Origin of the sequence: Vibrio sp. Hal054 (genome assembly GCF_037162405.1) — a bacterium.
Classification (GTDB): Bacteria; Pseudomonadota; Gammaproteobacteria; order Enterobacterales; family Vibrionaceae; genus Vibrio; species Vibrio diazotrophicus.
Genome location: NZ_JARLUT010000001.1, coordinates 899,860 through 918,283, shown reverse-complemented (window position 1 = coordinate 918,283; position 18,424 = coordinate 899,860). Strand labels below are relative to the sequence as shown.

The following is an 18,424-nucleotide window of genomic DNA, read 5'->3' as shown; positions in this document are numbered from 1 at the left end:
TAACCAGCGATTAAATAGACACCGCCAGTTTCACCCCTTGCCGAATGGCACGTACCGCGTCCAGTTCACCCGCAAGTTCAGCACCACCAATGACATGGAGCTTGCCGGACAGTTCAGGCCATTTATCTTCAAATGGTCGAACAGAAACCTGCCCTGCACAAATAATCACTTTATCTACATCCAGAAGCTTTGATTCACCATCGACACCGATGTGAAAACCTTGGCTATCAATACCTTGATATTGAACACCGCCCAGCATGTGTACGCCGCGCTTCTCTAAGGTGCGTTTGTGAACCCAGCCTGTTGTTTTGCCCGGCCCTTTACCGACGCTACCTTTGCGGCGCTGCAGTAACCACACCTCAGTTTCGCTGCGTGAATCTGGATAAGGATACAAACCTCCAGGGTAAGTAATCTCTTTGTCTATGCCCCATTCATGTAACCAGTCATCCAAATCATGATCGGATGGCTCAGTGATCATGCTTGCAACATCAACACCAATACCACCAGCGCCAACGATAGCGACTTTATTGCCTACTGGTGTCTTTTCGCGGATCAGCGTTTGGTAATCCACCACTTTTTCGCTGTTTTCCAAGCCTGCAATATCGACTTTACGCGGTTCAACGCCCGATGCCATTACGACTTCGTCATACTCCGACAACATAGAGAAATCAGCTTCGGTTCTTAAATGCAAACGCACGCCTGTTTCATCTATACGGTTGGCGAAGTAACGAATCGTCTCACGAAATTCTTCTTTACCCGGAATTTGCATCGCTAATCTGAACTGACCGCCAATGCGATCGTTTCTTTCAAACAAGTCAACATCATGCCCACGCTCAGCCAAGGTCGTTGCACAAGCCAGCCCCGCAGGACCTGCACCAATCACCGCTACAGTCTTCTTAACGCTTGCAGATTGAACCACAATTTCTGTTTCGTAACAGGCGCGCGGGTTAACCATGCACGATGCGCGTTTACCTTTAAACACGTTATCCAGACAGGCTTGGTTGCAGCCAATACAAGTATTGATAAATGCTGCTCGACCTTGCTCTGCCTTATTGACAAATTCTGGGTCTGCCAAGAATGGACGAGCCATCGAAACCATATCCGCTTTGCCTGAAGAGATAATGCTCTCCGCTTCTTCCGGAGTATTGATACGGTTACAGGTAATCACTGGAATCGACAAATGAGGTTTGATCTTCTCCGTTACCCAACTGAATGCTGCGCGAGGAACTTGCGTCACTATGGTTGGGATCCGAGCTTCATGCCAGCCAATCCCCGTATTGATGATTGTCACGCCTGCCTTTTCGAGCTCTTTAGCCAGCATCAACACTTCTTCAAATGTACTGCCTTGCTCAACCAAATCCAGCATCGACAAGCGGAAGATGATGATGAACTCTTCACCCACCGCTTCACGAATGGCTCTCACCACTTCAAGCGGGAAACGGATTCGATTGAGATAACTACCACCCCAGTCGTCATAACGCATATTGGTGCGTTTACAAATAAACTGGTTTAGCAAGTAGCCTTCAGACCCCATCACTTCAACGCCGTCGTACCCTGCGAGTTGAGCCAACTCAGCACTATTGGCAAAGGCTTGAATGGTTTTTCGGATCTGACGCGGAGTCATTTCGCTAGGAACAAACTTACTGATTGGAGATTTAATCGCAGATGCGCTCTGTGAGAAAGGATGCATGGCATAACGGCCAGCATGAAGAAGTTGCAGCGCAATTTTACTACCATGTTGATGTACCGCCTCAGTCACCACTTTATGCGCTTTAGCATGTTTCACACTACTAAACTCGGCACCAAAAGGATGTAAGCGCCCGCGAAGATTTGGCGAGTATCCACCCGTAACAATCAGGCCTACACCACCTTTTGCCCGTTCTTCATAAAATGCGGCAAGCTTATGTAAACCTTCTTTTTCGTCTTCTAAACCAGTGTGCATTGAACCCATCAAAACTCGGTTTTTTAACTGAGTAAATCCTAAATCCAATGGCTGTAGCAGATTTGGGTACATGGAGAGTTAACCTTTATCGTTATTGTTTTCCGACCACACTATTCCTCACTCACACAAAAATCAAACAAGTGTTTACATTTTTGTAACACCGATCAATCTTGCGGTTGTTTGCGTATACTAGATCACGTACGATGCAACTTAATTAATATTCCAAGGTGTTGTTTTGGTGATATTAACAAGCATTTCGATGGCATTGCTGGAGACACAATGAAAACAATATTCCGATTTATTGGGCTGCTTTTTAAAGGGATTTGGAAACTAATCACTTTCATTCGTATCGCTCTTACCAACCTCATTTTCCTACTCAGTATCGCGTTAGTGTATTTCCTTTACGCTTATGAGACCCCAGCACCTGTGGTTGAGAAAAAATCTGCCCTAGTGCTCAACCTATCTGGCCCCATCGTTGAGCAAAGCAGTTATTTAAGCCCGATGGATTCAGTAACGAGCTCAGTGTTAGGCAAAGATCTGCCAAAAGAAAACGTGCTCTTCGATATTGTCGAAACACTTCGTCACGCTAAAGACGACGATAAAATTACTGGTTTGGTTTTGGCACTGCGTAATATGCCAGAAACCAACCTAACCAAATTGCGCTATATCGCGAAAGCCATTAATGAATTCAAAGCTTCTGGCAAGCCAGTTTTTGCTCTGAGCGACATGTACAACCAAAGCCAATATTACTTGGCAAGTTACGCCGATAAAGTGTTTATGGCTCCTGATGGCGCGGTTCTGTTACATGGCTACAGTGCTTACAACATGTATTACAAAACCCTTTTAGAGAAGCTAGACGTCAACACTCACGTATTCAGAGTCGGCACATACAAGTCAGCTATTGAACCCTTCATCCGCGACGATATGTCAGATGCAGCGCGTGAATCAGCGTCGCGTTGGTTAACTCAGTTATGGGGAGCTTACATCGATGACGTTGCCACCAACAGAGGCATTGATGCTGACGCATTAACGCCAAACATGGATGAGTTTCTTGCTCTTCTTGAACAAACATCGGGAGACTTAGCTCAGTTATCACTGAACATTGGCCTCGTTGATGAATTGGCAACTCGTCAGCAAATTCGCCTTGAGCTTGCTAAAACCTTTGGCAGTGATGGTAAAGGCAGCTACAACGCTGTGAGTTATTACGACTATGCACAAACGGTAACGCCTCAAATGAGTGCAACCAACGATGATATCGCTATTGTGGTTGCCAGCGGCACAATTATGGATGGTTCTCAACCTCGCGGTAGCATCGGCGGTGACAGCACAGCGGCTCTTCTTCGCCAAGCACGCAATGATAACAACGTCAAAGCGGTGGTTTTACGAGTAGACAGCCCAGGGGGCAGCGCATTTGCTTCCGAAGTGATTCGTAACGAAATTGATGCGTTAAAAGCAGCAGGTAAACCTGTGGTTGTTTCAATGTCGAGCCTAGCGGCTTCCGGCGGTTACTGGATTTCAATGAGCGCAGATAAAATCGTTGCTCAGCCAACGACCTTAACCGGTTCAATCGGTATCTTTAGCGTCATTACGACTTTTGAAAAAGGTCTTAACAAGCTTGGCATTTCTACCGATGGTGTTGGTACTTCACCATTCTCAGGTATTGGTATCACTACTGGCCTTAACGAAGGGGCGCAAAAAGCGCTGCAAATGGGCATTGAACATGGTTACCACCGTTTCATTTCGCTAGTGGGTGAAAGCAGAGGTATGTCAGTTGAACAGGTTGATCAGGTAGCTCAAGGTCGAGTCTGGACAGCACAAGATGCACAGAAATTTGGTTTGATCGATAAATTGGGTGACTTTGATGACGCCGTTAAGCTCGCGGCTGAACTGGCCAAAGTTGAAGACTACAACCTGTTCTGGGTGTCCGATCCGCTAAGTCCGGCGCAGCAAATCCTGCAAGATCTCTTTGGACAGATCAAAGCAAGTCTCGGTTTGGATGTTTCCAGTATGGTTCCAGCAGCGTTTCAACCGGCAGCAAGTCAGTTGATTAACGATGCGAACCTGCTAAGCGGTTTTAACGATCCAAAAGGACAATACGCATTCTGTCTGCCCTGCCAAGTACAATAGTCAGACTAGCAGCACGAAATTTCCGTTTAGGGGGCGCTAAATACACAGCGCCCCTTTTTATTACAATCGTTTTCGTTATAATCGCCACACTATTTACCACCACCTTTAGTAGTTGTAATCATGGCAAGAAAACATATCTATATCGCCTACACTGGCGGCACTATCGGCATGAAGAAATCCTCACACGGATACGTTCCTGTTGCTGGATTTATGGAAAAGCAATTGGCAAATATGCCAGAATTCCATCGTGACGAAATGCCCGAGTTTACGGTTCATGAGTACGAACCACTGATTGACTCTTCAGATATGACGCCAGAAGACTGGCAAAAAATCGCTGATGATATTGCAGACAACTACGACAAATACGATGGTTTCGTTATTCTGCATGGCACTGACACTATGGCTTATACCGCCTCTGCATTGTCGTTCATGCTGGAGAACTTAGGTAAACCGGTCATTGTGACAGGCTCACAAATCCCACTTGCAGAATTACGTTCGGATGGTCAGGCCAACTTGCTGAACGCACTGCACATCGCAGCAAACTATCCGATTAATGAAGTAACGCTGTTCTTCAACAATCACTTGATGCGCGGTAACCGCAGTACTAAATCTCATGCAGATGGCTTTAACGCATTTACTTCACCAAACATTCCACCACTGCTCGAAGCGGGTATCAATATCCATGTCAGCAACGGCGTGCAAATTGGTCAGGTGCCTGAAGGTAAATTCCGCGTACACCACATTACGCCGCAACCTATCGGCGTGATCACCATGTATCCTGGGATCTCTCACGAGGTCATTCGCAACACCCTGTTGCAACCCGTAAATGCGATGATTCTGCTTACTTTTGGGGTTGGAAACGCACCACAAAATCCAGAACTACTGGCACAGCTAAAAGATGCCTCTGAACGTGGAGTTATTGTCGTAAACCTAACCCAATGTTTAGCAGGTAAAGTCAACATGGGCGGCTACGCAACGGGCTGTGCACTTGCTGATGCAGGTGTTATCAGTGGTTACGATATGACGCCTGAGGCGGCGTTGGCAAAACTTCACTACTTATTGAGCCAAAATCTCTCTTACGAAGAAGTGAAGCAAAAGATGCAGCAAGTGCTGCGTGGCGAAATGTCTCTGTAAATTACAACGGCTAAAGTCAAAAGCGGCTTAAGCTTAAAAGAACACCCTCATAAAGTAAGAAAACCCCGTATTCACATACGGGGTTTTCTTTTTCCGACCCAAACCACTACTCGTGATTAGGATTAATACGTACGATATCTTCTTGATTATCTTGAAAACGTTTTTTTAATTCTGCTTTTGATTTAAAGATCATCTCGCCACCGACGCCAATGCTCATATGGTCAGCGTTGTTATTGTGCTTTGATTGGTACAACATCACAGCTTGCATACAAGAATCTCGCTGCTCTGGAGAAAGTGAAGTACCTTCAGGCCACTTACCCGTTTCAACAGCAAACAATAAGCGCTCATAAGCTTCCGGTGTGATAGCAGCAACAAGTTGATTTGCGTCCATGGTGCATTCCTAATTTAACGATTTGCGCCAAAATAACTTGCTGGCATATTGAGTCAAGACAAGCTAAATAAATAAGTGTATCGGATCACAAGCTAAACATTTTTCTAACATGATGTGGCATAGCTCCTGCATTTATTCAGTTCAATCCGTTACAAAAAAGAATCTCTATAAATAAGGTCAACAGGCCAAAATATGAACACAATAAAAGCCATTCTCGTTTTATCACTGCCTTTGGCTCTATCTGGGTGTTTAGAAAATAAAAAGAACACCGATAAACTTTGTGCAGACAACCCAGCACTGCAGTGTGAAAGACTAAATGTTAATGACGGGCAATGCCGTATCCCCAGAACTGACCTGATCTGGCATCGCTTCGAAGTACTTAAAGACCCGACTCCAGTAAACAAAATTGAAGAGTACAATCTAACCAGTGCTTACCGAAAATGTTTAGAGCTCGCGTCTCAAATTCAGGCGATTGACCAAGCAGATCTCAAGCAAAGACGAGTCAATGCACTGGTGAATGCAGGTGAAGATTTAAAGCGTATCGCGACCGAACTTCGTAACCAACGCACACCAGAGTCTCTTTATTTTTTATGGAGCCAAGAGGGTGACCATAAAGCTCGCCGTGAGTTTTTACAATTGGAAGGCAAGCCTGAGCTCGAAACCGCTGAGTTACAGTACGCATTAGCCACCTTCTATACCTCGCGAGACCGTGAAAAAACCATCATCTTACTTAATCACGCTTTAGAGTTAAGCAAGCCAGACAATATCAACACCGAGATCCTTAAATCACTGGCGAGCAACTATCATGCTTCTGGTGATAAAGAACATGCCTATGTTTGGGCTATGGTCGGTAAGGAATATGATGTACCTATCGCCAGCGAGTCTGAACTTGCATTGATGTATGGATTTGATGAAGAGAAATTTGAGAAGCTTGACGATATTGCAGAAACGGTTGTTAAGTCGATCAAAGAGGGACAATACCGAAAAAGCATCGTCCCTAACTCTTTGAAATAATGTTGCTATCAAACAAAAGTTGGTGGTCTGCCACCAACTTTTTCACTTTTTGTTGAAAATTAACGACACCGAGTTAACACAAAAGCGTTCACCTGTAGTCTGTGGACCATCAGGAAATACATGACCTAAATGACTGCCACAAGCAGCACAACGAATCTCAGTTCTTATCATTCCGTGACTTAGATCTTCTAAATAACGGATGGCCTGATCATTAATAGGCGCATCAAAACTTGGCCACCCACAACCAGAGTCGTATTTGTTTTCAGAACTAAACAAAAGCGCATTGCAGCAAGTACAATGGTAATCACCAGTTAGTTTGTTATGCAGTAGCTTGCCAGAGAAAGGCGCTTCAGTTCCTCTCTGGCGACAAACGTAATATTCCTCTTCCGATAACTGGTCTTTCCAGTATTCGTCAGGCTTCTCAAGATTTTGGGCTTTATCAACCACGCTTTGACTTCTCCTTTTTTGTAATAATTATTTTTGACTTTTTTCGCTAAAAACTTGCGTACCTATGATTTTGTAGCACATACTTTTTCACCATAGTATTGCGGGTTATTTGAGCATCAATAACCTCGTATCTTGATTATTTTACGTCAATTGGTAGGGATGAAAAGCAGTAGCACGTCTAAAAACTAATCAGTTGTAAGTGATTGTGAAAAAAAGCGACAGTTTTTTTTGACTTTAAACAAGTTAAGTCGGATTATCTGTTGCAGATGTTTACTGGATTTTGTAATTTTACTACCAGTTATCTTTAATCAGAAATTAAGTTGTGGAGCAACTATAATGACTATCAAAGTAGGTATTAACGGTTTTGGCCGTATTGGCCGTTTCGTATTCCGTGCAGCACAAGAACGTAATGACATCGAAGTTGTTGGTATCAACGACCTAATCGACGTAGATTACATGGCTTACATGCTTAAGTATGACTCAACTCACGGTCGTTTCAACGGCACTGTTGAAGTTGAAGGTGGTAACCTAATCGTAAACGGTAAGACTGTACGTGTTACTGCAGAACGCAACCCAGAAGATCTAAAATGGGATGCAATCGGTGTTGACGTTGTTGCTGAAGCAACTGGTCTATTCCTTGACGACGCTACTGCACGTAAGCACATCACTGCTGGTGCGAAGAAAGTTGTTATGACTGGCCCTTCTAAAGACGCAACTCCAATGTTCGTTAACGGCGTAAACTTCGACACTTACGCAGGTCAAGACATCGTTTCTAACGCTTCTTGTACTACTAACTGTCTAGCGCCTATCGCTAAAGTTCTTAACGACAAGTTCGGTATCGAATCTGGTCTTATGACTACAGTTCACGCTACTACAGCAACTCAAAAAACTGTAGACGGTCCTTCTGCTAAAGACTGGCGCGGTGGTCGTGGTGCTTCTCAAAACATCATCCCATCTTCAACTGGTGCTGCTAAAGCAGTAGGCGTTGTACTTCCAGCAGTTAAAGGTCTTCTAACTGGTATGGCTTTCCGCGTACCAACTGCTAACGTTTCTGTTGTTGACTTGACTGTTAACCTGAAAAACGCTGCTTCTTACGAAGAAATCTGTAAAGCGATGAAAGAAGCTTCTGAAGGCGAAATGGCTGGCGTTCTTGGTTACACTGAAGACGCAGTAGTATCTCAAGACTTCATCGGCGAAAAATGCACTTCAGTATTCGATGCTAAAGCTGGTATCGCTCTAACTGACAAATTCGTTAAAGTTGTATCTTGGTACGACAACGAAATCGGTTACTCAAACAAAGTTCTAGACCTAATCGCTCACATCTCTAAGTAATGTAAGCATTAGCGAAGAAATTCGTTGAGAATCTGAAAAGGCGGCCGATGTGTCGCCTTTTTTGTTTCTACAGATTTGATTTTCCTAATAACAATCAGTCTAAGCAAAAAACTGAACGAGGAATGATATTTATGGATCTACTTTCTCTACCTACCCTTACTTACCTCTCTGACAACGTGACCATCGTTGAAAAAGACGAGGTAAAAATCGTTCGTGTCATCCATGATAAAGCTACCGCCGCTATCGCTCTGCATGGTGCTCATGTTCTTTCTTATGTTCCTGCTGGCAAAGAAGACCTGATTTGGATGAGTAGCAACACACCTTTTGACGGCAAAGCTGCACTTCGCGGTGGTATTCCAGTTTGTTGGCCTTGGTTTGGCAAAATTGCAGAACCTGGACACGGTTTTGCACGTATCAGCCAATGGAAATTGGCAGAACACAGAGAAAATGAACAAGGTGTTGTAGTTGTTCTAGAGCTTGAAGAGTCAGAAGAAACACTGGCAATTTGGCCATACAAGTTTAAGACCCGCTTGTTTGTCGAAATTGGCGATGAGTTGAAAGTGACACTGGAAGTAAACAACACGGATGAAAAAGCTTGGACGTTCTCAAGTGCGCTTCATACTTACCTGAATGTTGGCGATGTAGCTCAAATTACCACAACAGGTATGGGCGCAGAATACATCGACAAGCTGCAAGATTCAAAAATCTGCCAAGGTGAAGAGACACTGGTACTCACTGATACGATCGATCGTGTCTACACTATGCCGGAATCAAAAATCACCGTTACAGACCCAGTGCTAAAACGAGCGCTATTGGTTGAAAACAATGGTCACAATTGCGCAGTGCTGTGGAACCCTTGGTCTCAAGGTTCAAAAGCAATGGCTGACATGTCTGATGACGGTTACAAAACCATGTTCTGTGTTGAGTCGACCATCCATGCACCATGCCTTTCTGCAGGTCAAACGTTGCAACCGGGTGAACAGTACCTATTAGCAACGACCATTTCGGCAAACTAACCATCTCGTCTTAGTGTGGTTCGAACCCGAAAAGAAAAAATCCGATAAACACTGTTTATCGGATTTTTGTTTATGTATTTAAATAAAGCGTCTAAGCAACATTAAACTTTGAATCGGCGAATCTCAGATTCAAGCTCATGAGAGAGTGAAGAGAGTATCGCGGCCTGCTCTGCAGCATCTTTCGCTTCCATCGAGAACTCGTTCGATACATCACGGATACCTTGAGTATTACGCGTAATTTCCGATGTCACCGAAGCTTGCTCTTCCGCTGCAGTCGCAATGTGTGTTGCCATATCACTAATCGCAGACACTACCGTTCTAATTTGCTCTAACGACTGAGAAGCATTGATTGCATCGTTTACACTGGTCGTCGCCAATGTGCGGCTGTCATTCATGATCGATACCGCTTTACCCGTTGTACTCTGTAGCGTATCAATCATTTGCTGAATTTCTTTTGTCGACGCGTAAGTACGTTGGCTCAACACTCGAACTTCATCGGCAACAACCGCAAATCCTCGACCCTGCTCACCCGCTCGCGCAGCTTCAATCGCTGCATTTAGCGCTAGCAAGTTTGTCTGCTCTGCGATTCCCTGAATCGTCGATAGAATATTGCTGATTTGGTTGCTGTGACCTTCAAGCTCAGTAATAACGCCAGTTGCCACTTCCACTTCGGTCGCTAGATTTTCAATAGAAACCTGTGTTTGAGAAACCTGACGAGCACCGGCATCACATGCAATAACGGCATCATTAGAGTTGCCAGCCGTCTGCTCAGCGTTACCCGCAATCTCATGCGTTGCAGCTGACATTTCATTAATCGCAGTCGCAACCATGTTGATTTCATCTTGCTGCTGCTGAATGCGCATATTGTTTTGGTCTGATTGCTTCGCAGCATGAGCGGATTGCTGTAAAAGCTCAGCAGACACATTACCTAAGTTCGCTACCATTTGCTGCATATTGCCCACAAACTGGTTAAAGCTTTGCGCCAGTTTACCCACTTCATCTTCAGAATGAATCGTCAGGCGTTGCGTCAAGTCCGCATCACCAGAGGCAATTTCTTCCAACGCTTTACTCACGCGAGAAAGATCTCTAATCAAGAAATTAACCAACCAAGACACAGCAAGTAATACTAAAAACGTAATCACTACTGCCGTTGAAATTAATCCCCAAAGCAATGAGTCCGTTGAAGCAAGCTCAGTGTCTTTATCCAGCTCTACCGCAAAGATCCACTGAGTTCCCGGTACAGACTTGAAGTAGTACCACTTTTGTATGCCATTCAACGTAACAGGAATAAAGGTTTTGTCTCTCGCCGCTTTGTTGATCGCGTCGATAGTTAACACTTTTGACACTGCAGATACAGGTTTTAGTGTGAAGTCTTTATTTGGATGCGCTAGCCAGTTGCCATCTTGAGTATCAATAAGCATGGTTCTAGCGTTCTCACCCGCATCGGATGAAAGCACGTCAGAGGCTAGCTGTTCAATCAACACATCAGCGCCGACAACACCAGAAAAGCGTCCATTGACAGTAACAGGTTCAGCAATAGTGATAAGCAATGCATTGGTCACTGCATCTTGATACGCCGTAGTTACAATCATTTTGCCAGCCGTCGATGCATCAATATACCAAGGACGTTTGCGAGGGTCGTAACCTTCTTGATATCTCTCAGGATAAGAACGGTTCATCACCCCTTCGGTGGTACCGTAATACAGCTCATCAAAACCGCCCGAAACTCGGCCTTGTTGTAAAAAAGGCGTTGGATCCGCAGCGCTTGCATAGGCTTTAAATGCTGAAGTGATAGATTTTCTGTCAGCAACCCAATCCGAGATACCTTTGGCAGTCGCAGTCGTTAGAGATTCAACACGCTCTGACATTGCTTTTTGCGTCTGATCATAGATACGGTCTATAGACAACCATGTTAATGCTCCGGCCATAACAACAACTGCGGTTAGGCTAGCACCAATTAACTTTTGCTTTAGCGAAAATGACATTATTTAACAGCTCTCATATTGTTGTTTTTACAGGCGAGATACTAACCTCATTGCAATAGGCTATCCACTAAAAAGATATAAAACTTTCAATATATAACTCATTGTTATGCAAAGGTTTATGTCAACAAATTGGCATAAACCAAATTATTGTCGGTATAGCAGTGCAAACGCGATAAAAATAAGATTCCCCTTCCAAAAGTCATGCAACACCTGCCTGTTAACTTGCTTTTTATTTGGTGGAGTAACCGCTACACTTACGCTTCCATTTACTACCTTGAGAACACCATGGCTTACCAGTGTCCGCTTTGCCAGCATCCACTCACTCTTAACCAACGCACCTATTCATGTGTAAACAACCATCAGTTTGATTTGGCAAAAGAAGGCTACGTCAACTTGATGCCTGCTCACCATAAACGCTCGAAAGATCCAGGTGACAACAAAGAGATGATGCAAGCAAGACGTCGTTTTCTCGATGGCGGTCATTACAACCCTATGCGTGAGAAAGTCGCCGAGTTGTGCCAACGTTTCTTAATAAACACAGACCACCAGCTGTTAGACATCGGTTGCGGTGAAGGCTACTACACAACCTATATTGCAGATTGCCTAAAACAGCAGAACCCGCAAGCCAATACCTTCGGGCTGGACATTTCCAAAGTGGCTATTCGATATGCGGCAAAACGCTACTCAAACTGTGATTTTACCGTTGCTTCAAGCCATCGCTTACCTTTTGCCGACGAAGCGCTCGACGGAATTTTACGCATCTATGCTCCTTGCAAAGCAGATGAACTGAATCGCTGCATCAAATCAGGCGGTGTTGTTATTACAGTCACCCCAGCTGCAAGACATTTATACGAGTTTAAACAAGGTATCTATCAAGACGTACGCTTGCATGAAGAACTGCCTGAAGTCATTGAAAACTTCACCTTAGAACACGAAGAGAAAGTGAATTACTTGATGACACTAAGCGGAGATGATGCATTTGATCTACTTCAGATGACTCCGTTTGCATGGCGCGCAAGTGAAGCTTACAAAGCGGAATTGAAAAACTCAGCCAGTGTTCAATGCGAAGCAGACTTTATGATTCGAGTGTATAGAAAAGCTTAGTTATCCTTACCTGTCGAATAACGTTAGTGACTTGAAGTTACAGGAACCACAAAAACCACTGTAACTTCAATAACAAACACAACTTCTTTCTCCAACAACACCCCAAGCATCCCTCTCCAAAATCCCAACCTAGAGAAGTATAAAAAATAGGCATGCTAATTGCTTTGTAAGAAACAGTGAAAATATGTTCAAAAAATAACACAAGTTTGACATAAGCCTGTCGATATAGTTATTGAGGATGGATTTAGGAGAGCAGCATGAACCCAGTAGGCGCAGGATCAGTATCTAATCTGAATGCCACTCAACCGGTAAAAAATCAAGCTTCAGCAAATACAGAGTCGGCTTCACCAGCACCACTGAAAGTCGAACAAAACAAAGTAACGCTTTCTGACGAAGGAAAGGCGTTGCTTGCCGCATTACAAGATATCGAGCAGAACGGCAAAATGCCTGAAGGTGATAAAACCATGAGTGATAAGGTGGAAGCCTTTACCTATGGCGCTTTAGGTATGGAACACCCAGACAAAGTAAAAGACAAAGATGATTCGTTCTTCTCTGCGGGGCAATATCTTTCCGCAGCGGCAACCGTTGGTAGCCTATTACTCTTATTAGCCTAACCCCACTCTCCCAATTCTTCTCAGGCTTTAATAAATCCCACAATGTTTAACTACACTGTGGGATTTTTGTTATGTGAGATTTAGTTTTACTTATCGAAAGCACGAAGCCCCCATGTTCTTTGTCACACGTTCGCCAGCGTCTATTAGATATATAGTAGTAATATCAGCTCACTACAGGATAATCTAGCTCATGCATATATAAGAGAAACCATGCGGTATGAGTCAATAGGATAAGTTATTAACCATGTTGGATACAACAAACTGACTTTCTGTTTTTTCTAAAGATCGCGATGGTATTTGGTGGTTCAACAGTTGATGTTACAAAAGAACGTATCACGGTTGTTGGGTGTGTAGCGGTAACTCTGAAAAAGAATGATTACGACATGTTAGAAGTCTCTTATGGTGGGTTCACTATGACTAACACCCCCGACTTTTGGGATAACATTAGCTTAACTGAGATGGCGAGTGTCATCATAGCTCTTTGCGCTCTTGGTTTTACTGTATGGCAAGGGTTCAGGCAGCGTAAACATGACCGATTATCTGTCAAACCACACATAGACTTTTATGAAAAGTTTTCCCATACAGATGACAATTTAATTTATACGTTATTTGTACAAAATAATGGATTAGGCCCAGCAATCATTAGATCTCATAGAGTTTATAAGCGCTCTGGTACTAATAACGAAAATGTTGAAATTGAAAATTTCGAAGAAGAACTAAGAAACCATCTTGGGTATGAAATCTCGTCAATTCATACACTAGATCTTCATGATGATGGAGGTATTTCAGCAAACGCCCGTCATATGCTTCTCGCTATTCACGTCAAATCTCTCGAACATGACGGAAGGGCTAGGTTAAAGCAAAGAATATACCTAGGATATGTCATAGAAATTGAATACGAATCTATGTATGGCGAGACGTTTATTTTCTCTACTGATAAATACACTAAAGATTTCAAATTTTTAAAAGGCTTACAAATAGAAAAATAAAACTAAATCAACTCAAATGGCTGGAGCAAAAATGGATTTTATATGCACATACGTTAACTCGTCAGGAGTAGGTAGCGTTCAACATTTAACGAATGCGAAATTTGACGATGAGGATCACCCGCATTACGTACAAGGTTTCTGCGTACAAGCTAATCACCCAAAGACCTTACGGTATGACCGTGTCGTTCAAGTATTTGATAGCTTTGATGATGCTAAAAGTACATTCGGCGATGAAAACTACAAGTTGCCACAATATGACAAGTCATCATCAAATCGTTATTCCTCACCAGAAACAATGGATGTTTGCTTTACTGGTTTCGTCAAAGCAGACAAAGAGTTTCTCACTCAACTAGCAGAAAACAACAACATGTTTGTCCGTACTAGTGTAACCAAGAACCTAGACATACTTTGCTATGGATACAACGCTGGACCAACAAAACTCGCTAAAGCATTGGAACAAGGTGTCTTCATCCTGAACAAAGAGCAGTTTGAAGAGATGATACAAACTGGCGAAGTGCCAGAACAACTATAAATTAACGCTCAAATGGTGTTTCAAGTATCAATATAAAAAACAGATAAGGAATCAGGATGGATACTGGCGGTTTAATTGTAATTATTATTTTTTTCTTACCTTTACTACTACTGATCATTTCCCATTTTCGGACAAAGTCTCTAAAGAAGAAGTATGAAGACTCTTTAAAGCAATCAGAGTCGTTAACACAAGAAGTAAACGGCTTACTCAGTAAATATGGTTCCATCATTGATATTGAATTACACAATCAAAGAATCACCGATGAGGCCGAGGAAGAAGTTCTAGCTAAACGTAACTTAGCCGAGAAAATCGTTTCTGAAGCAACAGCTGAAGCAGGCACTATTGTGGAAGAAGCAAAAGAAGCGCGGTCAGAAGCAAGACATTACCTTCAAACCTCAAAAGACAAAGCCGCAAGTATAGAAAGTGCAGCGAGAGCTGAAGCAGATAAAGTGATCAGTTTTGCTAAAGCACAAGCTAAAGAAATTGCAGGAAATGCTTATGAAGCTAAAGCCAAAGCCGATTCCTACGAAAGTGCAATTCGAGCGATGCGTAATACCATTGATGGCTACAAAGATGACTACATCATTCCGAACCATTCAGTTCTAGACGATTTAACTGAAGAGTTTGGACATAAAGAAGCTGGAGAAGAACTGAAAGCTGCTCGTAGCCGCGTGAGAGACATGGTTAAAAATGGATATGCTGGCACTTGTGACTACGCAGAAGCAAACAGAAGAATGTACGCAATCCATTTTGCCGTAGATGCCTTTAACGGTAAGGTTGACAGTGCCTTGGCTAAAGTTAAACACGACAATTTCGGCAAAATTAAGCAAGAAATCATCGACGCTTTTGCCCTTGTTAACCATAACGGAGCACCATTTCGCAACGCCCGAATAAACCAAGAGTTTTTAGACGCAAGACTTACTGAGTTAAAGTGGGCAGTAGCAGCGAACGAGCTGAAGCAGATTGAGAAAGAAGAACAAGCTGCAATTAAAGCTCAAATGCGCGAAGAAGAACGTGCTCAGCGAGATATGGAAAAAGCTATCAAAGAAGCTGAGAAAGAAGAACGTATTCTGCAAAAAGCCCTTGAGAAAGCTCGCCAAGAACTTGGTCTTGCAAACGAAGACCAAAAAACCGAATACGAAGCCCAACTAGCTGAATTGGAAGAGAAGCTTAAAGCAGCCGAAGAGAAAGGACAGCGCGCAATTTCAATGGCACAACAAACTCGCCGTGGTCATGTCTACGTAATCAGTAATATTGGCAGCTTCGGTGACAACGTCTTTAAGATTGGTATGACTCGTAGACTAGAACCGATGGACAGGGTCAAAGAACTAGGTGATGCATCTGTACCATTCTCGTTCGATGTTCACGCGATGATTTACAGTGAAGATGCTCCTGCACTAGAAAAAGCGCTGCATAAGAAATTCGACATTCAGTCTGTAAACAAAGTGAACCCTAGAAAGGAATTTTTCAGTACTACGATTGCGGAAGTCAAACAGGCGGTAGAACAGCATGGTATTAGTGATGCTCGTTGGACACTAAAAGCGGAAGCTGCTGAATATAGAGAGAGCCTAGCAATAGCCAAAAGTCTCGAAGAGAAAGTTGTCGCTTAAATACTGCCACTGAATGCGGGTAGCGTTTTGGGGCAAAAATGTAGATTGCAAGCGCTATACAGCTGTAGGTTGAGCGCTTGCATTTAATTTGTTCACTTTGTTGATTTGTGCGGAACGATTGAATTGAATGAACCTCAAAATGAGTAATTTTCATAACTTGAAGTTTTTCGCTTTTATATTTCATTTTTAAGAACTCCAGTACTTCTTCTGGTTTTCCCCTATCAACTTCACTATCTACCAAAAAAGCCTTACCAGATTTTGCTTCTTCAACTGGATCTCTTACACCTTTTTCCATTTTCAAGACGAGTTGAGAGTTCTTTATTTGTTCATACCTAGGAGAAAGATTATTTAAGCAAAGAATAACTTCGCTTTTTACATTAGAAACTAACACTGCATCTAATGAATCCTTGAATTTGAAAAATTGACTATGTCCAAAGTAGTAACAGATGCCAGAGAAAGCATCCTCAGAGCTGAAATCTACAATTGTCTCACTACCATATAATCCGGTAATAATTTGCTCTACAGTCGCGTCATACCCTACACCCGTACAATGAATCCATAAGACTCTAAAAGTAGCCTCGTTAGTTACGAAAGCTTGTATTTGCCTTTTACCATCACGCACAACATTTTGTAGGACTGACTTTGTCTTTAGAGATTCACTAACTTGAAACAGCTCCTCTTGTTGAAAAGCCTTTTCCTTAGCTTTTTCTAATTCCGGATGAGCTTCTTTCTCCTTTACTTCTATTAAATACTCTTCATTCTCAGCTTGAACTAAAAAGTCAGGAGTTTTCGTTTCACCTGCAGGTATCTTCTCTACTTTTAAGCCAAAGTGATTTTCTAATAATTCTTTAACGTAGGTTTCTGCATCCATACAAAGCCCAATAATTGTTAAGTTGATTTCATATACTATCAACAAACCGATATGCATGATTGTTCGCACCCACAGATTTTAAACATTGAAGATTCCACCCCCACCGATTTGCTGTATATAAAAACAGTATATCGGTGTATTTATGGCTATAAGAAATCTTAAAGACGGCAATAAAAAGCCTTGGCTTTGTGATGTCCGCCCGAGCGGTCGCAACGGTAAACGAGTAAGAAAACGCTTTGCTACCAAAGGTGAAGCCCTTGCTTATAAGAAGTTTGTACTGAGAGAAACAGACGATAAACCTTGGCTTGGTGAAACAGCCCAAACCCGCAGCCTGTTAGATATGATTGATTTGTGGCAAGAACGCCACGGTCAGTCGATTGCCCATTCGAAATACACCTACAACAAACTGAAAGTGATTGGCTTAGCCGTTGGTGACCCGCTCTATCACAAGTTCACTCCTGCTATGTTCACGGAATATCGTACTCGTCGTTTAGCTGGTGAAGTTGAAGATCTGAAGGGGCGTAAAATCGCCGTGTTATTGCACACCTGTAATAACGAGCAAGATTTGGACATTCGGATATCAAGCAAACCATGCACAACGCGCACCTGGCACCAGATCATTTAGAAGATGCAGTGAAGAAGAATCCGTTAAATTCGATTTAATTTCTGCCGCCATAAAGTAACGACAAAGTGGCGGCAGAGAATAGTAAGATCTGCGTTTTGAGGCGATTTATGGCGATAAGGGATTGATTAAACCCTTATCGCGCCTTGGTATCCCTACTGTCGTGAAGGATGGTTCAAGATATGGTCTTCCCAATCCACAACGTCGATTTCATATACGACTTTATTGCGAACACTTTCACCTTCTGCATGCATTGCGGCTTTTGAACCAGTGATAAGTGGGTGCCATTGCGGTAGAGGTTCATTTTGAGACAGTAATCGGTATGCGCAGGTATCTGGAAGCCAGTGGAACTCATCGATTTTGTCGCGAGTGAGTTTCAAGCACTCTTCGCCTGATTCAAAACGGTTAGGGTAGTCTTTACAAGCGCAGGTTTTACTATTTAGCCAGCTACAAGCAACGTTGGTGTAATACACCTCATCGCTATCTTCATCCATCAGCTTATGCAAGCAACACTTACCGCAGCCATCGCACAGTGACTCCCACTCTGCTTCTGTCATTTGTTCTAGTGTTTTGCTTTCCCAAAATGGTGTTGTCATTGCTGAATTCTTTCTGTCTGTAACCGGGGGACGTGTTATACCGCCCCACCACTTAAAATTCAAGGGCAAATATGCTGAAAAAAACGTCGTAAAATGTC

General features: G+C 43.1%; 16 protein-coding genes and 1 pseudogene. 11 read left to right on the top strand and 6 right to left on the bottom strand.

Annotated elements, in window-relative coordinates; genetic code table 11:
- Window positions 1-10 precede the first annotated feature (10 nt).
- Window positions 11-2,014: an NADPH-dependent 2,4-dienoyl-CoA reductase gene (locus P4S58_RS04230; RefSeq protein ID WP_102962721.1), complete on the bottom strand. Its 2,004-nt coding sequence runs from the start codon at window positions 2,012-2,014 to the stop codon at window positions 11-13.
- A 207-nt stretch (window positions 2,015-2,221) separates the two neighbouring features.
- Here P4S58_RS04230 and sppA point away from each other — a divergent pair, with 207 nt between their 5' ends.
- Window positions 2,222-4,069 carry a signal peptide peptidase SppA gene (gene sppA, locus P4S58_RS04225; protein WP_102968120.1) on the top strand — a complete coding sequence of 616 codons (1,848 nt, stop codon included), beginning with the start codon at window positions 2,222-2,224 and terminating at the stop codon, window positions 4,067-4,069.
- 120 nt (window positions 4,070-4,189) lie between these two features.
- On the top strand, window positions 4,190-5,203 hold the full coding sequence (gene ansA / locus P4S58_RS04220; RefSeq protein ID WP_042486106.1) for an asparaginase: 1,014 nt from the start codon (window positions 4,190-4,192) through the stop codon (window positions 5,201-5,203).
- A gap of 106 nt (window positions 5,204-5,309) precedes the next feature.
- Here ansA and P4S58_RS04215 read toward each other — a convergent pair whose 3' ends face one another.
- Window positions 5,310-5,594: a YeaC family protein gene (locus P4S58_RS04215; protein WP_042486109.1), complete on the bottom strand. Its 285-nt coding sequence runs from the start codon at window positions 5,592-5,594 to the stop codon at window positions 5,310-5,312.
- A gap of 192 nt (window positions 5,595-5,786) precedes the next feature.
- Here P4S58_RS04215 and P4S58_RS04210 point away from each other — a divergent pair, with 192 nt between their 5' ends.
- Window positions 5,787-6,608: a DUF2989 domain-containing protein gene (locus P4S58_RS04210; RefSeq protein ID WP_042486112.1), complete on the top strand. Its 822-nt coding sequence runs from the start codon at window positions 5,787-5,789 to the stop codon at window positions 6,606-6,608.
- Window positions 6,609-6,650: 42 nt separating this feature from the next.
- Here the strand turns inward: P4S58_RS04210 and msrB are convergent, their stop codons facing one another.
- The gene (gene msrB, locus P4S58_RS04205; protein WP_102968119.1) at window positions 6,651-7,055 is read right to left on the bottom strand and encodes a peptide-methionine (R)-S-oxide reductase MsrB; all 405 of its coding nucleotides are present in this window, start codon (window positions 7,053-7,055) and stop codon (window positions 6,651-6,653) included.
- A gap of 336 nt (window positions 7,056-7,391) precedes the next feature.
- On the opposite strand from msrB, the gene gap reads away from it, so the two are divergent.
- Together gap and P4S58_RS04195 are read left to right on the top strand one after the other, a co-directional pair.
- Window positions 7,392-8,387: a type I glyceraldehyde-3-phosphate dehydrogenase gene (gene gap / locus P4S58_RS04200; RefSeq protein ID WP_042486118.1), complete on the top strand. Its 996-nt coding sequence runs from the start codon at window positions 7,392-7,394 to the stop codon at window positions 8,385-8,387.
- A gap of 131 nt (window positions 8,388-8,518) precedes the next feature.
- A complete protein-coding gene (locus P4S58_RS04195) occupies window positions 8,519-9,403 on the top strand; it encodes a D-hexose-6-phosphate mutarotase (protein WP_337163000.1) in 885 nt (294 codons plus the stop codon).
- 101 nt (window positions 9,404-9,504) lie between these two features.
- On the opposite strand, the gene P4S58_RS04190 is transcribed toward P4S58_RS04195, so the two are convergent.
- On the bottom strand, window positions 9,505-11,388 hold the full coding sequence (locus P4S58_RS04190; RefSeq protein WP_102968117.1) for a methyl-accepting chemotaxis protein: 1,884 nt from the start codon (window positions 11,386-11,388) through the stop codon (window positions 9,505-9,507).
- Between the two features lie 285 nt (window positions 11,389-11,673).
- On the opposite strand from P4S58_RS04190, the gene rlmA reads away from it, so the two are divergent.
- The 5 genes from rlmA (at window position 11,674) to P4S58_RS04165 (ending at window position 16,237) form a co-directional block, all read left to right on the top strand.
- The gene (gene rlmA / locus P4S58_RS04185; protein WP_102968171.1) at window positions 11,674-12,492 is read left to right on the top strand and encodes a 23S rRNA (guanine(745)-N(1))-methyltransferase; all 819 of its coding nucleotides are present in this window, start codon (window positions 11,674-11,676) and stop codon (window positions 12,490-12,492) included.
- Window positions 12,493-12,749: 257 nt separating this feature from the next.
- A complete protein-coding gene (locus P4S58_RS04180) occupies window positions 12,750-13,106 on the top strand; it encodes a hypothetical protein (RefSeq protein ID WP_102968116.1) in 357 nt (118 codons plus the stop codon).
- Window positions 13,107-13,396: 290 nt separating this feature from the next.
- Window positions 13,397-14,095, top strand: coding sequence for a hypothetical protein (locus tag P4S58_RS04175; RefSeq protein WP_337162998.1), 699 nt, complete (start codon window positions 13,397-13,399; stop codon window positions 14,093-14,095).
- Window positions 14,096-14,126: 31 nt separating this feature from the next.
- Entirely contained in the window at window positions 14,127-14,627 is a 501-nt protein-coding gene (locus P4S58_RS04170; protein WP_102968114.1) for a hypothetical protein, read from the top strand.
- Window positions 14,628-14,683: 56 nt separating this feature from the next.
- Window positions 14,684-16,237 (top strand): DUF4041 domain-containing protein, encoded by a 1,554-nt coding sequence (locus P4S58_RS04165; RefSeq protein WP_102968113.1) that lies wholly within the window; start codon window positions 14,684-14,686, stop codon window positions 16,235-16,237.
- On the opposite strand, the gene P4S58_RS04160 is transcribed toward P4S58_RS04165, so the two are convergent.
- Complete coding sequence (locus P4S58_RS04160) at window positions 16,143-17,165, bottom strand: hypothetical protein (protein WP_337162997.1); 1,023 nt, start codon at window positions 17,163-17,165, stop codon at window positions 16,143-16,145. The genes P4S58_RS04165 and P4S58_RS04160 overlap by 95 nt on opposite strands.
- 85 nt (window positions 17,166-17,250) lie before the next feature.
- Between P4S58_RS04160 and P4S58_RS04155 the strand changes: the two are divergent.
- Window positions 17,251-17,676: pseudogene (locus P4S58_RS04155) on the top strand (phage integrase); the annotation flags it as partial.
- A 209-nt stretch (window positions 17,677-17,885) separates the two neighbouring features.
- On the opposite strand, the gene P4S58_RS04150 reads toward P4S58_RS04155, so the two are convergent.
- Window positions 17,886-18,326, bottom strand: coding sequence for a YcgN family cysteine cluster protein (locus tag P4S58_RS04150; RefSeq protein ID WP_102969288.1), 441 nt, complete (start codon window positions 18,324-18,326; stop codon window positions 17,886-17,888).
- Between the last annotated feature and the right edge of the window lie 98 nt (window positions 18,327-18,424).